The following is a 15,278-nucleotide window of genomic DNA, read 5'->3' on the forward strand; positions in this document are numbered from 1 at the left end:
AATTTCATTTATCAAAATGGCATAATTACCGTTTTTTCAGGCATAGATGTTTCGCCGGATTCTTCCGAACTTTGCACCCGTAATCAATAACAAGACATATAGTCATGAAAAAGACATCTACAGTACAATTGGTGCGCAATGCCACCTTGAAAATCAGGTATGCGGGACACACCATGCTAATTGACCCCGTTTTAGCCGACAAAGGCACTTTGATATCGGCCCTCGGTGTGAATAAAACACCGAGGGTACACCTCACCATTCCTATTCAGGATATTATCGGAGGCGTGGACATGGTGCTCCTGACCCACAATCACATCGACCATTACGAGCCGAGTGTCCCCACACATTTGCCCAAAGAAATTCCTTTCTACGTTCAGCCCCAGGACGCGGACGCCATCAGAAACGACGGATTTACAAATGTGATACCCATCGAAGAAATAAAAACAATAGACGGCATATCCATTTACCGCACGACCGGACATCATGGTTTCGGGCAGATCGGGCAGATGATGGGACCTGTATCAGGTTATGTGCTAAAAGCCGAGGGCTTCCCGACCGTTTATATAATGGGTGACTGCCGATGGGAAGCATGTATCCGAGACACCGTGGAACGGTTCAATCCTGACTATATCGTGGTAAACTCCGGAGGTGCAATCTTTCCCGAATTTTCCAAAACGGACGGTCCTATCATCCCCGACGAGAACGAAGTGATGCAGATACTTGACGAATTGCCTTCGCATATCAAGCTGATAGCCGTACACATGGATGCCATCGACCATTGCCAGACCACCCGTGCAATTCTGCGCAATGAGGCAACGCATCACGAAGCCGACATGAGCCGGCTGATTATCCCGGAGGACGGAGAAACAGTTGTGTTATGAGTGTCTGCATTAAATCCCTGATAAAAAACATGAACATAGTGGTAGGGTGCACTATAGGATGCCCTTACTGCTATGCCCGTAACAACTGCCGCCGTTTCCACATTACCGACGACTTTTCCGTGCCTGAATACATGGAACGAAAACTGCGCATCATCGATACGTCCCGTCCTCATGTGTGGCTCATGACAGGAATGAGCGATTTCTCCGATTGGAAGCCTGAATGGAACGCAGAAATTTTCGAGCGGATCAGCAGCAATCCCCAGCACGCCTATATCTTTCTGACGAAGCGCCCTGACAAAATCAGTTTCTCCTCTGACGACGAGAACGTATGGATGGGCGTGACCGTTACGCGCAGTTCCGAAAAAAGGAGGATTGATGATTTGAAAAAGAATATCAAAGCACGACACTACCATGTCACGTTTGAACCTCTCTTCGATGATATCGGCGAGATTGATTTCGAGGGAATTGACTGGATTGTCATAGGCACAGAGACCGGAAACCGAAAAGGAAAGTCATATTCGCGCCCCGAATGGGTGCTTAGCATTGCAGAACAGGCAAAGGCTCATGGCATACCGGTGTTCATGAAAGAGGATTTGCTGCCGATTATGGGCGACGAAAGAATGATTCAGGAATTGCCGGAACAATTTACCAGACGAATACAATGAATATGGATACAATAAAGGAAATAGATGTAAAGAGTGTAATGACCAAATCCTCTCTGCCGGTGGGAGGATATTCGGTCAACCCTTATGTAGGGTGTCCCCACGCCTGCAGGTATTGCTACGCATCGTTCATGAAACGGTTCACCGGGCACACCGAGCCGTGGGGTACGTTTTTAGATGTAAAAAACTGGAAGCCGATAACGAATCCTCATAAATACGACGGTGAACGTGTTGTAATAGGGTCTGTGACGGACGGTTACAATCCGTATGAAGAAGAATTCCACCGTACCCGAAGGCTGCTCGAAGAGCTGCGAGGAAGCGATGCCGAGATTATGATATGCACAAAGTCCGATCTTGTCCTTCGCGATCTCGACCTGTTGAAGAGTTTTCCCAAAGTGACTGTGTCATGGTCTGTCAATACGCTCGACGAGCAGTTCTGCGCAGATATGGACAACGCCGTAAGCATTGAACGCCGTCTGAAAGCGATGCGTCAGACATACGAGGCAGGTATCCGCACCGTATGCTTCGTCTCGCCCATATTCCCCAGAATAACAGACGTAAAGGCAATAATAGAGGAGGTAAAAGATTATGCTGATTTAATCTGGCTTGAAAACCTGAATTTACGCGGGCAGTTCAAAGGCGGGATAATGACGTATATCCGTGAGAAGTATCCTGACCTCATACCGCTTTACGAGGAAATTTACAATAAAAAAAGGCTTGAATACTGGCAGGCATTGGAGCAGGACATTTCAAATTACGCCAAGGAGCAGGGCTTCCCGTATCGTATAAACGATCTGCCATACGGACGCTCGGAAAAAGGCAAACCTGTCATCGTAAACTACTTCTACCACGAAAAAATACGATTGACAAAATGAGGCTATGCCGGACTGATGCAGAAAAGTTGTAGCGCGGATAAAAGCACCATGTATGTGGATAATATCCGGCAATCTTCCGAGCGTATGCGGGAGATGCTCAACACGCTGCTGGATTTCTTCCGTCTGGACAACGGCAAGGAGCAACCCAACCTTTCCCCTTGCAGGATTTCCGCAATCACGCATATTCTTGAAACGGAGTTCATGCCCATTGCCATGAACAAGGGGCTGACTTTGATAGTGGAGAGCCACACCGATGCGGTGGTTTTGACCGACAAGGAACGTATCCTGCAAATCGGCAACAACTTGTTGTCAAACGCCATCAAGTTCACGGATAACGGTAGTGTATCATTGGCAGCGGATTATGATAACGGTTTGCTGAAACTTATCGTTGAAGATACCGGTACGGGCATGACCGAAGATGAGCAACAACGAGTATTCGGTGCATTTGAACGTCTTTCAAATGCCGCCGCAAAAGACGGCTTCGGATTAGGATTGTCCATCGTGCAGCGTATTGTGGCGATGCTCGGTGGAACTATACGCTTGGAAAGCGAGAAAGGCAAAGGGAGCCGCTTCACGGTGGAAATTCCCATGCAGACAGCCGAGGAACTGCCGGAACAGACAATTCAAGCGCAAATGCGCCATAATCATATCTGCCATGATGTGATTGCCATCGACAATGACGAGGTACTTCTCCTTATGTTGAAAGAAATGTATGCCCATGAAGGGATGCACTGCGATACCTGTACCAATGTTTCGGTACTGATGGAGCTGATACGAAAAAAGGAATACAGCCTGCTTCTGACGGATCTGAATATGCCTGAGATAAGCGGTTTTGAACTGCTGGAACTGTTGCGCTCATCCAATGTAGGCAACTCGAAGAGTATTCCCATAGTCGTGACAACCGCTTCGGGCAGTTGCAGCAAGGAGGAACTTATAGGGCGTGGATTTGCCGGATGCCTGTTCAAGCCGTTCTCCATATCCGAACTGATGGAGATTACGGATAAATGCGCATTAAGCAGCATATTGGATGAAAAGCCGGATTTTTCCACTCTGCTATCTTATGGCAATGAATCCGTCATGCTGGACAAACTGATAGCGGAAACCGAAAAGGAAATGCAGGCGGTCAAGGATGCAGAACAGCGTAAAGACCTCCAAGAACTGGACACACTTACACACCATCTGCGAAGTTCATGGCAGATTCTCCGTGCCGACCAGCCATTGAGGGAACTTTACGCCCAACTTCATGGAAGTGCCACTCCAGATGACGAAGCGATATGCAAAGCGGTGACCGGCTGTGCTGGATAAAGGTGCTGAAATTATCCGGCAGGCAAAAGAAGAAAGGAAAAATACGAAAATGGATAAAACAAGAATCATCGTGGTGGAGGACAATATCGTGTATTGCGAGTTTGTCTGCAACCTGCTGGCACGGGAAGGATTCCGTACCGTGCAGGCTTACCACCTCTCGACCGCGAAGAAACTTCTGCAACAAGCCTCAGACGGGGACATCGTGGTTTCTGACCTACGACTACCCGACGGTGACGGCATCGACCTATTACGATGGATGCGCAAGGAAGGCATGACACAACCGTTAATCATCATGACCAACTATGCCGAAGTGCATACGGCAGTCGAAAGTATGAAACTCGGCTCGCTGGACTATATCCCCAAGCAGCTTGTGGAGGATAAACTTATGCCTCTGCTTCATACCATCCTGAAAGAACGGAGTATCGGACGAAATCGTATGCCCGTTTTTGCCCGTGACAGTTCCGCCTTTCAGAAAATCATGCAACAGATAAGATTAGTTGCCCCTACTGATATGAGCGTGCTGATATTCGGAGAGAACGGCACGGGCAAGGAGCATATCGCCCACCATCTGCATGATAAGAGCAAAAGGGCAGGGAAACCGTTTGTGCCTGTGGACTGCGGTTCACTCTCCAAAGACCTTGCGCCCTCGGCATTCTTCGGACATGTCAAAGGCGCGTTTACGGGTGCGGACAGCACAAAGAAAGGATACTTCAATGAGGCAGAGGGTGGCACATTGTTCTTGGATGAGGTAGGCAATCTCGCATTGGAAACCCAGCAGATGTTACTCCGTGCCATACAGGAACGGAGATACCGCCCTATAGGTGACAAGACGGACAAGAGCTTCAATGTCCGCATCATCGCCGCCACCAACGAGGATCTGGAGAAAGCGGTCATTGAAAAACGTTTCCGACAGGATTTGCTGTACCGTTTGCACGACTTCGAGATAACTGTTCCGCCCTTGCGTGACTGTCAGGAGGACATCATGCCGTTGGCGGAGTTCTTCCGTGAGATTGCCAACAATGAATTGGAATGTAGCGTGACTGGGTTCGATGCGGAAGCCCGTAAGACATTGCTGACCCATCCGTGGCCGGGTAATGTCCGTGAGCTTCGGCAGAAGATAATGGGCGCGGTGTTGCAGGCACAGACGGGAGTTGTCATGAAAGAGCATCTGGAACTTGCCGTAACGAAACCGACCTCACCTGTCAGCTTCGCCTTGCGAAACGATGCGGAGGACAAGGAACGCATCTTACGCGCGTTGAAGCAGGCAAACGGAAACCGCAAGGTTGCCGCCGAATTGCTCGGAATCGGACGTACAACGCTGTATAGCAAGTTGGAAGAGTATGGATTAAAGTATAAATTTCAGCAATCATAGCCCGCAACTTGCCGAAAATAGAAGTAACGGTTAAACCGGATTATTCAGCGAGGATAAAAAACGTCCTGTGATAAAAATCATGGGACATTTTGATGTGTATCCGATTTTTATTGCTACTTTTGTACCAAGACGAGAGACATTGACAGCAACTCACAGCAGAACGTAGAAATAGACAGGGTTGCCAAATCATTACCTCATTTTTACCTTATCCTCAGAACTGCTTGCTAATAAAGTGGTTATAAAAATCTTCCAGAATTACAATAAAAAACAGATGCATACAAAAAAATAGGGTTGCTGATTTTAGCAACCCCATTCTCTTCTATCTTTAGGATAATCTTTTTATTTTATCATTCCTTTTGCTTGATCTTGCATCTGTTTGATTTCAGTTCTATTGGGTGACAAGGTAATTGCCTCTCCCAGGTAGTCTACGGCTTTTTTGAAATCTGCATCTGCTTTGGCTTTCTCGGAAGCATATTTTTCTTTGTTCGAATTTGCTAAAGGAGTTGCTTTCTGCAGAACACTTGCTCCATTGTTATAGAACAAAACTCCCAGGCTATATAAAGCATCAGTCTTCCACTTTTTACTGCTCACGTCAGTTGCATGTTTATAATTCTCTTCTGCTTTTTCAATATTGCCTGCCTGCTGAAATTTCTGCCCCTCTTTTAAATAGTATATTGCATATAGCTTTTCAAGCGTTGCATTGCCTGGAACAGCTTTGATACCTTCTGCCAATGTAGCAATATACTCCTTATTATTCTTCATATCACGATAGGCAGCCGATTTACCGATATATGCATTTGCTAAGTTGTACCCTTTTTTAATTGCAATATCAAAATAGTTGGCAGCTTCATTATATTTCTTTATGTTATCCGCACATACGCCACAGTTGTATGCAGTAACAGAGTCCTGATTATTAGTTAATTTCAGGTATTCGCTATATTTTTCATAAGCAACAGCATAATTTTTTGCATTCAAAGCGTCATTACCTTCATTCTTCAGTTGATTCGGATCAGTAGTCTGCGCAAAGAAATTATTTGCGGTAAAACATAAAGCAAGTAATAAAATAATTTTTTTCATGGTTATTGTGTTTTTTAATTGTTTATCGTTCAAATGTAACACGAATCTTATGTAAACACAATATATTTTTTTATCTTTTGACTTTTTTGAAAAGTCAGTAACGATAGTTATTTTTATGTTAAAAAAGGTAATAAAATACCAATCCGATAACATTCCGGAAACCGTACACCAACTTTATGCCCGCTGCAAAATACTTTTGTCCGTTGGCATTTTCTTTATAAAATCATTACCTATCGGGTATGCCCCCATCTCATCTGAAGAATATGGTTTAAAGAAATATTCAATATTCTCGCGGGATAATTCAGGATTCAGCCACTGTTCTTCATCTTCCGGTGACAAAATAGCCGGCATTCGGTGTTTAGTGTTATGTATGTAATCCGTCAACGAATTTGTAGCAGTCGTTATGATGGAGAAAGTAGCATGCTGCCTACCCGATTCCTTATCTGTCCAGATGTCATAAATGCCTGCCATTGAAAAGATGGATTCATTTTTAACATAAATATAATAAGGAGTCTTCTTACTCTCTTCATGTCTCCACTCAAAATATCCAGTAGAGGGAACGATACATCTTTTCCTCATTATAGATTCACGAAACGACGGCTTTTCAAATATTGTTTCTGCCCTTGCGTTTAAGGTCATTTTACGCATCTCTTCAGCATCCTCTTCTGTCTTTACCCCAAAAGGGAATAAGTCCCCAATTGAATACCTGTATCTCATCAGATGCAGTGATAATCGGATATTTGGGAAAGTTAAAGGCGTTAATGTGATATTGTTCGTTAAGAACATCCCGATATATCTCAATGATATCAGATTTTCGTCCGTAACGTGCAGCCAGTTTTATAGCTTTGGCAGACATTGAATTATGAAAACACATGGTTTAGTAGTTAATAGTTAGTATTTCATTAATATTGGTTATATAACATCCAGATGGCTTTACTTGTTTCCATCCACTACTTTAGTTGTTTTCTAAATTCTTTCTACCATGCCCCTATTTGGGCATGTTTTCTATTTGTTTTCTACCTTTTTGAAGAAATTCGCACGATTTTGATCTGAAACGATATAGTACTAAGTGTTTGATAACCAGTAAAATGACGAAAGGCAAGCAGTCTTTTTACAGACTACTTGCCTTTACGTTGTGATTCCGAAGCGATTCGAACGCTTGACCCACGCCTTAGAAGGGCGTTGCTCTATCCAGCTGAGCTACGGAACCATCCTTGATTGCGAGTGCAAAGGTAGTGCTTTTTCTGAAATCTCCAAAAGAATCTATGACTTTTTTTGCTTACATTTTCATCACACTATTCTATAATCCTAAAGGTAAGCCAGTTAAATACCAAATAAAAAGTAACATAGTCCAGCCTATCAATATATATACAGAATATCGCCAGGTATATTTTAAAAGCGAACCATAAGTGGCCTGTTTATCGTATTGTTGCATATAGGTTAATACTAAAGGCATATAAAACATAAATGGGGTAATGGCATTCGTCGCACTGTCACCTATCCGAAAAGCGCATTGCGTCATATCCGGTTCAATCCCCATCCGTGCAAATACAGGTACGAAGATAAAAGCCATAAAGGCCCACTTGGCAGTCGCAGAAACCATAATCAGATTGATTGTAGCAGTGAACAATATAAACAGGATGAGAGTCCATAATGGACCTGCTTGCACCGAAGAAAGCAAATTGGCCCCTATGATAGCCACACATTTATCAAGATGTGAATATTCAAGGCAAGCAAACATCTGAGCAGCAAAAAAAGCAATGACAAGATAGCCACTCAATAACTTCATCGGTTTTGCCAGTCCCTCTATTACATCTCCGTCCGTACGATAACGTCCGGAACTAAATCCGTAGACCATTCCCATGATTGCAGCTCCCAACGATAGTAAGAATAAAATGCCCATAATGAAAGGTGAACGTATCAGTCCTCCATTTACTCCCCGCAAAATACCCCAAGATGAAAAAGTAGCCCATAGTATGATTGAGGCGTAGATCATCCCTACTACGATTGCCATAGTCATAGCCCGACGTTCTTTCCGTGAGAGTTGTTTATAGACCTCAGATATTTGCATTCCTTCATATTCTCCCAAAGAAGGAATCAGTTGTTTACAGGTTATTCTATAAATAATAGCTCCAATAATAAATGTAGAAACAGACATGAAATAATAATTGCATAAAGGTCCTGTGTTTCCCTGATATACTCCGGAGTCGATGGCCGCCTCTTGTGTGGTACGGGCTATCAACGGATCCATTGTACTCAACATCACATTGGCACTGTAGCCACAAGATACCGATACGTATGCAGTGATGATTCCTGCTACCGGATTCAATCCAACCGAATAGAATAGAGTAGCTGCTATCGGCAGTAGTATGATATAACCTGCATCCCCCACTATATTCGATAACAATCCCAGGATAATCACCCAAAGAATTATTTTTTTAGTGTTTCTCCGGTTCTTCACTCCCTGTCGGATACAAGCATCGATAAATCCGGAATGTTGGGCTACTCCGATGCCAAACATTGCTGTCAGTACCATGCCCAGTGGTGCGAACCCAGTAAAGTTAGTGATCGCATTCCGCAACATCCAGCGAATCCCCTCCGGACTCAGCAGACTCTGCACACGAATTTCCGCTCCTGTTTGCGGAAGCTGTACCCTTAGTCCATAGATATCGAATATCCAGGATAAAAAGATGACTGCCAGCGTAAACAGGAAGAACATCGTTGCCGGATGCGGAATGCGCCATTTACTCTTCATCGGCTTCCAGATTGTCCAGATCGATAATGCGAAGTTCTAATGCACGAACCACCAGCCGGGTTGCGTTTACTCCCACCCGTTCACCTTGCGGAAACAACCTCCCAATCAAATCGTTTTGCCGTTTTTCCAGTGATTTCACTCCGAAAGGCATACCCTTCAGGTTAGCTATCATCTCTTTGGTATACCCTAAGGCCAAGTGACGGAGAAACCGTTCGTCATATTCATCGATATCATAGCTTATGACAGCTTCCTGACGTTTAGCGTCATTGGCAACGGATTTTTTAAACCGCTCGACAATCTTCTCCAGAATAGGATAATTAAATACCAGTTTTTTGCCATCCATCACGGCCTGCACATCTGTTTTGGTCAGTAATTCACCTGTTTTCAATATAATTCCATCTGCTCCGGCGTTCAATACGTCTACCCATAACTTTTCATTTAGAATTTCTCCTGTGAATATCAGCACCCGCACCCCTGGATAGCGTTTAAATATGTTCCGGCAAATATCGACACCGATCGTCGTAGAACCTCCCAACCCTAAATCCAGCAATACCATATCGGGTAACTGAGTCTCCATCAAAGACCAGAATTCATTTTCCGTCATTGCCGTACCAATTACCTGGGCATTCGGTATTTCATGACGGAATATTTCTTCGGTTCCTTTCAGTTCCAGTTTGACGTCTTCTACAATAATTACTTTAAATTTCTTATCTTCCATACTATTATCTATGTATATTAGTTTTCTTATCTTTTAGGTACAGTAAAATAGACTGTAAATCCTCCCCCCTGTGCTGGTTCGGCATTGATGCGACAACCGCGTCTTCCGGCAAATTCATCATGATCACGGATAATTTGTTTGCATATCAAGTATTCAGTTCCCCGCAACTCACCTTTTTCCCCCGAAGTCATACGTGCCAGATTCGGATAAAACAACAGGTTCAGTTCTTCTACGTGTTTTTCACGTCTTCTGTCTGTAAACAGGAAACGAATGTATTCTCCGTCTGCGACAGCTTTTAATATCAACTCTCCATCCTGATGGAAAGAGAGGGCTTCATCAATCAGGTTTTCCATAAGAAAACGCAATTGATTGATATCTCCTATTACTTTAGCTTCAAGAGGCTCTATAGCCATCGTTATCTTATTAGCACCCCCTTTACCAGCTTTCTTGAAATACTTACCGGCATATGCCATTATATCGGCAACCGGAATTGTTGTTCTCCGAAATGTAACCTCTTCCAACTGACGTGAAGCGCACGAACTCAATATCGTAAAAATACCTTTATAATATTCTATCAGCTCACTAATGGTCTCTACACTCTCCTTCTCTTCCTCTTCTGAGAGGGACTGCACATTCAACCTGCCGATGATCTGTTTGATTTTATTCGGATAATAAATCGTTTCATGTTTAATGGTCGAAAGGCAATTATCCAGTACCATGTTCTGTACATGCAGCATACTGTCTTCCCATGAAGCTCTTCTTGTTTCTTCATGTGCTGCTTCAATATCGCGGTATTTCGTAGCAAGCCTGACAACTGCATTAAAGACCACAATGCCTACATATCTGGAGATCAATTGAAACAGCAGGCGGTCTGCCTCTTGCATGCTTTCTTCCTGCCTTTCCAAATATAATACACCCACACACTGATGTTCACCTCCCGCATCGACCAGCAAAGGTAATGCTTGCATGTCTTTGTCCGAAAGATAAGACTGACAGTCAAAACATTGTTGTACAATTTCCGGAGTCACATTCATGCGAGGACTGGAAGCAAACTCAAGCCGATGTCCCATTTCGTTATATACAGCAATGCCTAACCTCTCTATGGTCAAAAGTTCGTTTACCGAGTCAAAAGCTTCATTTACAATTCTCTGTGGTATCTCTTTCAGCGTATCTTCTTCGCGTTGCAAAGCTTCTGCCGATTCTTGCGTACGTGTCAGTGAAGAGGCAAATACTTTTTTGTTAATCTCCAGGACTTGCTCCAGATTCAGGCGGTTCAGGAGCCGTTTGCGCATGTACAAAAGATAATAGCCGCAAAGAGAAGCCACTAACAAAAGAATACACAAAATAATCCCTACTGTCTTATTAGTAGTCGACCGTTCCAGTTGACGGCAATAACCTTCCAGAGACTGATCTTCTCCAGTCAGTTTATATAATGCCGTATAAGCGACATTATTGTAATTATATGCATCCAGTTTTTTGAGACCTAAGAAAGCGACTGACGCTTCGTTTCGCACATCCAATATCACATGGAAATCGGTATTGAACGGTTCCACCCACCATTCCAGTTCGGCCGGTACTCCACTCCCCACCAGTTTCATATATCGTTGAGGATGGCGAGCATACTTTTTATAATGTGCATTCAGTCGGTTTAGTGCCGAATCGGCATACTGCAAAGCGAGTTCAAAATTTTCTATCACATTACAATAGTACACTGTATCAGCAAAGCGGGAAGCTTCGTCTAATAAACGTTCGTATTCCTCTTCAGCTACCAAGGTTACGGAGTCGACAGGGACATCTTTCAGTTTCTCCGGCATCGGTTCATCCTGACAAGAGAAGAAACTGCAAGATATGATCAGGTATAGCCAGATCCCGAAGATCTTACGTATCCCGGGAGGCAACCGGAAATAGAAGCGACTTCCTTTACCCGGTGTGCTCTCTACGTTAAATGTACACACCCTGAACAAGTCGTTGGTCTTTTTGTATTTCTCAATAATTCCCTTACAGTTCATCAGTCCGAACCCACTGCCTTTACTGCGTTTCAGTTCTTCTTGATCCGTACTTTCTTTCATCCCTATCGATTGAGAATCATAGACTTTCTCACCGATAATTTTCGTTATATCTTCAGACGAAAGTCCCCGTCCGTTATCCTCCACAGAAATCTCCACATATTCATCGGTCGTCCCAGCATATATCTTTACGGTACCTCCCTCCGGGGTATATTTGCGGGCATTCTCGGCCAGTGTGTTAATCATAAACAAGGTCAGAGCTTTATCCGCCTTTACCAATGCCCCTGTCGGTTCTATTTCAAGCCTCTGCTTCTTCATTTCAAAAGCTTTACGCCCTTTGCCTATTAACTCAAACAGTTCGTTCAGCTCAAAATTTTCAATATTCAGGCTAAGTGAACCTTGTCTCATTTTAATCCACAACGCCAATATATCATTGTATTCATTGATAGTAGTGACCAGTTCGTCAATGTACTGGTACTTCTCTTTTTTTATCCGGTCGTCATTAATAAAGCCTTTTTCCGTCAGCTTGTGGACTTCGTTAATAATCCGATCTATATACGGATTGATTCCGTCTACGATAGCCAGGCAGGATTTTTTTATCAGGTTCTGACGTTTGTTTCCGGCGATGTGCTGTTCATAAACATACCTTTGTTTTTCCAGCTTATTTCGTTCATCACCCAATGAAATAAATGTCATTCCATTGTCTAATGCCCAAGCAATATAAGGAGTTATTACTTTCACCAACGCCTGTTCGTCTTTATTCAGCCGATGGCGGGTAAAGAGAATCAAAATACCGATAGGATCTGTTTTATCGGGTACATATAAATTAAAGTCGGCTCTTATACCAATCTCGCTACCCGGCTTTACTTCAGTTTCCTGTTCACTTTCACATTCTTCGTCAAACTTAATTTCTCCAGCTTCTTCATCCCTCACCCCGATTCTGATTCCTGTCGCACTAAACAATTGTTCCATATCCGGCAATATCGATCCGGCGATGGCACGTACAATCTCACTTTCATCCGCCACATCAGCCGGGATAGAAGCGGTGATTTTCTGACAGACATCCAATGTTTGTTTCAAACGGGCAATATGGATGCGGTTTCGTACTTTCGATCTTTTGTTGAACAGCCAAAACATGACAGCAACCAGTACGAGCCCTATAACTACGAAAAATAATACCACATTCAACTGTCTGGATTCTTGTTCCAGAGACAGGTAACGACTCTCCAGTTCCTTGTCTTGACGGGTATATCGCAAGATATCCAGATAGACATTTCTATTATAATCCGAAGCCGGTTTCATACCCAGACACGCAAATGACACACTCAACTGTTCACGTATTCTGGAGATCCATTCCGGCACAGTTTTCACCTTTTCTTTCCCAAGCCAGGTTACTTCAGTATACGCCACATCTTTGTTTGGGACAAACACCTCCAGTTTATCAAGTGTATCTGCTACAGAATGGTAATATGTTATATGGTGCTGGTTCACGCAATCCAACGCTTTTGCCAACGTGTCCAGCGCTTCTGCATAGCGCCCATGAGCATTCAGGTATTTGCCGATTGATACATAGGCACCCGCTATTTGATAAAGGTCGTTATATTTACGAAAACGTTCCAGTGCCATTTGTCCTAATCTCAACGGCAACAATGAATCTACAGGCATACCAAACCTTGTCAGAGCATGCGAACGTCTGTTCAGGAATAATTCATAACTACCCGAAGATGCCATCAGATTGGCAAGCCCCTGCAAGCCATTTCCTTCGAAGTATAAATATCCTTGCTCCGATGCCATTTTCCAAGTGGTATACAGTTCATCAAACTCTTCAAGCTTCCGGTCTTCCGGTGTTTTCCCCTCACATAAACCGGCTGAACCTTTGATATAATGAAAATAGAGAATTTGGTTTGTATCGGCTGCCAACTCCTCGTTTTGCCGTATTTCGTTCAGCGAAGCCATCGCCTCGGCACGTTGTTGCAGATAGTAGTAATAAACCGCTGAAACGATAAAAAACTCTGTAAAAGCATAATTCAACCGGGCACTTTCGTGACGATCTATAAACAGGTTACTTTCTTCGTCAATCCGCTTCATTCTCCGGATTGCACTATTCCTGTAATCATAGAACTCTTTATTCATAGCTGTCCGCTGATAAATTTTCATCAGTCCGATATCAGCAATCAAAAGCTCCAGTTCATTTTTCGTCAGATTGTAGACCTCTTTATACAAACGTTCCGCATTATCAAAATCCATCCGCATGAAAGCGCAGAAAGCAAGATTATTAGAAGCTTCCGCTTTTCCCTGCTGGTACATGCTAACCTCTTTATAGGCCTGCGACGCAGCCCGGCAAGAAGAATCCAGATTTCTATATCGATAAGTATATGCCAGTTGGTTTAGCGAATCGATATGCTGTACCTCCTTGGTTGGAGCTGTATCGACACAAGAGAAGAATGTCGTCAGCAACAACACACAGAAAAGCACTATAGGCAAACGCGGATTCATTTCTTTTCGGATACAATTAGTGTTCAGGTAGCAAAACTACAATTTTTTCTACAATAAGTCTTTTAAAATGCCCAGATAATTCATACCTTTGCGCGCAAATTATAACCAATAGGTAACAACTATTACACACAATGAGCGAAAAAGCACCCTTTATGGTATTCTCGGGAACTAATTCGAGATACCTGGCAGAAAAAATCTGCGCAAGCCTCAATTGTCCTTTGGGAAACATGAATATCACCCACTTTGCTGATGGTGAATTTGCAGTTTCTTATGAAGAGTCAATTCGTGGCGCACACGTATTCCTGGTTCAGTCCACTTTCCCTAATTCCGACAATTTGATGGAACTTCTTCTGATGATCGATGCAGCCAAGAGAGCGTCTGCAAAGAGCGTCGTTGCAGTTGTCCCCTATTTCGGATGGGCACGTCAGGACAGAAAAGATAAACCACGTGTTTCTATCGGCGCAAAGCTGGTAGCAGACCTGCTTTCAGTTGCAGGCATCGATCGTCTGATCACAATGGATTTGCACGCAGACCAGATTCAGGGCTTCTTCAATATTCCGGTGGATCACTTGTATGCTTCGGCCGTGTTCCTCCCCTATATTCAGTCATTGAAGCTGGAAGAACTCGTAATTGCAACTCCCGACGTCGGTGGTTCAAAAAGAGCAAGTACATTCTCCAAGTATTTGGGTGTACCCCTGGTTCTCTGCAATAAGTCACGTGAGAAAGCAAATGAAGTAGCCTCTATGCAGATCATCGGCGATGTAAAAGGTAAAAACGTAGTATTGATTGACGATATTGTTGATACAGCCGGTACTATTACAAAAGCCGCCAACATCATGCTTGAAGCCGGAGCCAACTCAGTACGTGCCATTGCCAGTCACTGTGTAATGTCCGATCCCGCATCATTCCGTGTTCAGGAGTCAGGACTGACTGAAATGGTCTTCACCGACAGCATTCCTTATTCTAAAAAATGTGTCAAAGTAAAACAGCTGAGCATTGCCGATATGTTTGCCGAAACAATTAAACGTGTAATGAACAACGAATCCATCAGTTCACAATACATTATCTAAGAAAGATAGGATAAAGGACAATAAAAAAACGTAGAACTTTCAGTTCTACGTTTTTTTATTT

General features: G+C 43.6%; 9 protein-coding genes, 1 tRNA gene and 2 pseudogenes. 6 read left to right on the forward strand and 6 right to left on the reverse strand.

All coding sequences use genetic code 11. The annotated features are described in order from the left end of the window. The first annotated feature begins 104 nt into the window (after nt 1–104). The 5 genes and pseudogenes from JZY04_RS04355 (at nt 105) to JZY04_RS04375 (ending at nt 5,095) form a co-directional block, all read left to right on the forward strand. Nucleotides 105–881, forward strand: coding sequence for an MBL fold metallo-hydrolase (locus JZY04_RS04355; protein WP_004329300.1), 777 nt, complete (start codon nt 105–107; stop codon nt 879–881). Further along, on the forward strand, nt 878–1,546 hold the full coding sequence (locus JZY04_RS04360; RefSeq protein WP_004329299.1) for a radical SAM mobile pair protein A: 669 nt from the start codon (nt 878–880) through the stop codon (nt 1,544–1,546). The genes JZY04_RS04355 and JZY04_RS04360 overlap by 4 nt, the downstream gene beginning before the upstream one ends. After that, nucleotides 1,543–2,418 (forward strand): radical SAM mobile pair protein B, encoded by an 876-nt coding sequence (locus tag JZY04_RS04365; RefSeq protein ID WP_004329298.1) that lies wholly within the window; start codon nt 1,543–1,545, stop codon nt 2,416–2,418. The genes JZY04_RS04360 and JZY04_RS04365 overlap by 4 nt, the downstream gene beginning before the upstream one ends. After that, nucleotides 2,419–3,780 (forward strand): annotated as a pseudogene (locus JZY04_RS04370) (hybrid sensor histidine kinase/response regulator); the annotation flags it as partial. It lies immediately after the preceding gene. Continuing rightward, nucleotides 3,773–5,095 carry a sigma-54 dependent transcriptional regulator gene (locus JZY04_RS04375; RefSeq protein WP_005775887.1) on the forward strand — a complete coding sequence of 441 codons (1,323 nt, stop codon included), beginning with the start codon at nt 3,773–3,775 and terminating at the stop codon, nt 5,093–5,095. The pseudogene JZY04_RS04370 and the gene JZY04_RS04375, both read left to right, overlap by 8 nt. A gap of 339 nt (nt 5,096–5,434) precedes the next feature. Here the strand turns inward: JZY04_RS04375 and JZY04_RS04380 are convergent, their stop codons facing one another. The 6 genes and pseudogenes from JZY04_RS04380 to JZY04_RS04405 all read right to left on the reverse strand — a co-directional run bounded on the left by JZY04_RS04380 (nt 5,435) and on the right by JZY04_RS04405 (nt 14,147). Beyond that, complete coding sequence (locus JZY04_RS04380) at nt 5,435–6,172, reverse strand: hypothetical protein (RefSeq protein ID WP_032531477.1); 738 nt, start codon at nt 6,170–6,172, stop codon at nt 5,435–5,437. A 174-nt stretch (nt 6,173–6,346) separates the two neighbouring features. Further along, nucleotides 6,347–7,046, reverse strand: a pseudogene (locus tag JZY04_RS04385) (SOS response-associated peptidase). A 262-nt stretch (nt 7,047–7,308) separates the two neighbouring features. Continuing rightward, nucleotides 7,309–7,382 (reverse strand) — tRNA-Arg (locus JZY04_RS04390). A gap of 90 nt (nt 7,383–7,472) precedes the next feature. Continuing rightward, a complete protein-coding gene (locus JZY04_RS04395; protein ID WP_122143299.1) occupies nt 7,473–8,927 on the reverse strand; it encodes an AbgT family transporter in 1,455 nt (484 codons plus the stop codon). Continuing rightward, complete coding sequence (locus tag JZY04_RS04400) at nt 8,917–9,645, reverse strand: DUF5932 domain-containing protein (RefSeq protein ID WP_122143300.1); 729 nt, start codon at nt 9,643–9,645, stop codon at nt 8,917–8,919. Before JZY04_RS04400 ends, JZY04_RS04395 begins: the two co-directional genes overlap by 11 nt. Nucleotides 9,646–9,671: 26 nt before the next feature. Beyond that, nucleotides 9,672–14,147 carry a DUF5113 domain-containing protein gene (locus JZY04_RS04405; protein ID WP_122143301.1) on the reverse strand — a complete coding sequence of 1,492 codons (4,476 nt, stop codon included), beginning with the start codon at nt 14,145–14,147 and terminating at the stop codon, nt 9,672–9,674. A gap of 131 nt (nt 14,148–14,278) precedes the next feature. Here JZY04_RS04405 and JZY04_RS04410 point away from each other — a divergent pair, with 131 nt between their 5' ends. Continuing rightward, a complete protein-coding gene (locus JZY04_RS04410) occupies nt 14,279–15,217 on the forward strand; it encodes a ribose-phosphate pyrophosphokinase (protein WP_005777652.1) in 939 nt (312 codons plus the stop codon). Nucleotides 15,218–15,278 lie beyond the last annotated feature (61 nt).

Origin of the sequence: Bacteroides sp. 11BF (assembly GCF_019633765.1) — a bacterium.
Classification (GTDB): Bacteria; Bacteroidota; Bacteroidia; order Bacteroidales; family Bacteroidaceae; genus Bacteroides; species Bacteroides hominis.

Excerpts from the sequence above, each read along its gene's own strand:
- JZY04_RS04355 (WP_004329300.1), top strand. The coding sequence starts at position 105 with ATGAAAAAGACATCTACAGTACAATTGGTGCGCAATGCCACCTTGAAA.
- JZY04_RS04360 (WP_004329299.1), top strand. The coding sequence starts at position 878 with ATGAGTGTCTGCATTAAATCCCTGATAAAAAACATGAACATAGTGGTA.
- JZY04_RS04365 (WP_004329298.1), top strand. The coding sequence starts at position 1,543 with ATGAATATGGATACAATAAAGGAAATAGATGTAAAGAGTGTAATGACC.
- JZY04_RS04375 (WP_005775887.1), top strand. The coding sequence starts at position 3,773 with ATGGATAAAACAAGAATCATCGTGGTGGAGGACAATATCGTGTATTGC.
- JZY04_RS04380 (WP_032531477.1), bottom strand. The coding sequence starts at position 6,172 with ATGAAAAAAATTATTTTATTACTTGCTTTATGTTTTACCGCAAATAAT.
- JZY04_RS04395 (WP_122143299.1), bottom strand. The coding sequence starts at position 8,927 with ATGAAGAGTAAATGGCGCATTCCGCATCCGGCAACGATGTTCTTCCTG.
- JZY04_RS04400 (WP_122143300.1), bottom strand. The coding sequence starts at position 9,645 with ATGGAAGATAAGAAATTTAAAGTAATTATTGTAGAAGACGTCAAACTG.
- JZY04_RS04405 (WP_122143301.1), bottom strand. The coding sequence starts at position 14,147 with ATGAATCCGCGTTTGCCTATAGTGCTTTTCTGTGTGTTGTTGCTGACG.
- JZY04_RS04410 (WP_005777652.1), top strand. The coding sequence starts at position 14,279 with ATGAGCGAAAAAGCACCCTTTATGGTATTCTCGGGAACTAATTCGAGA.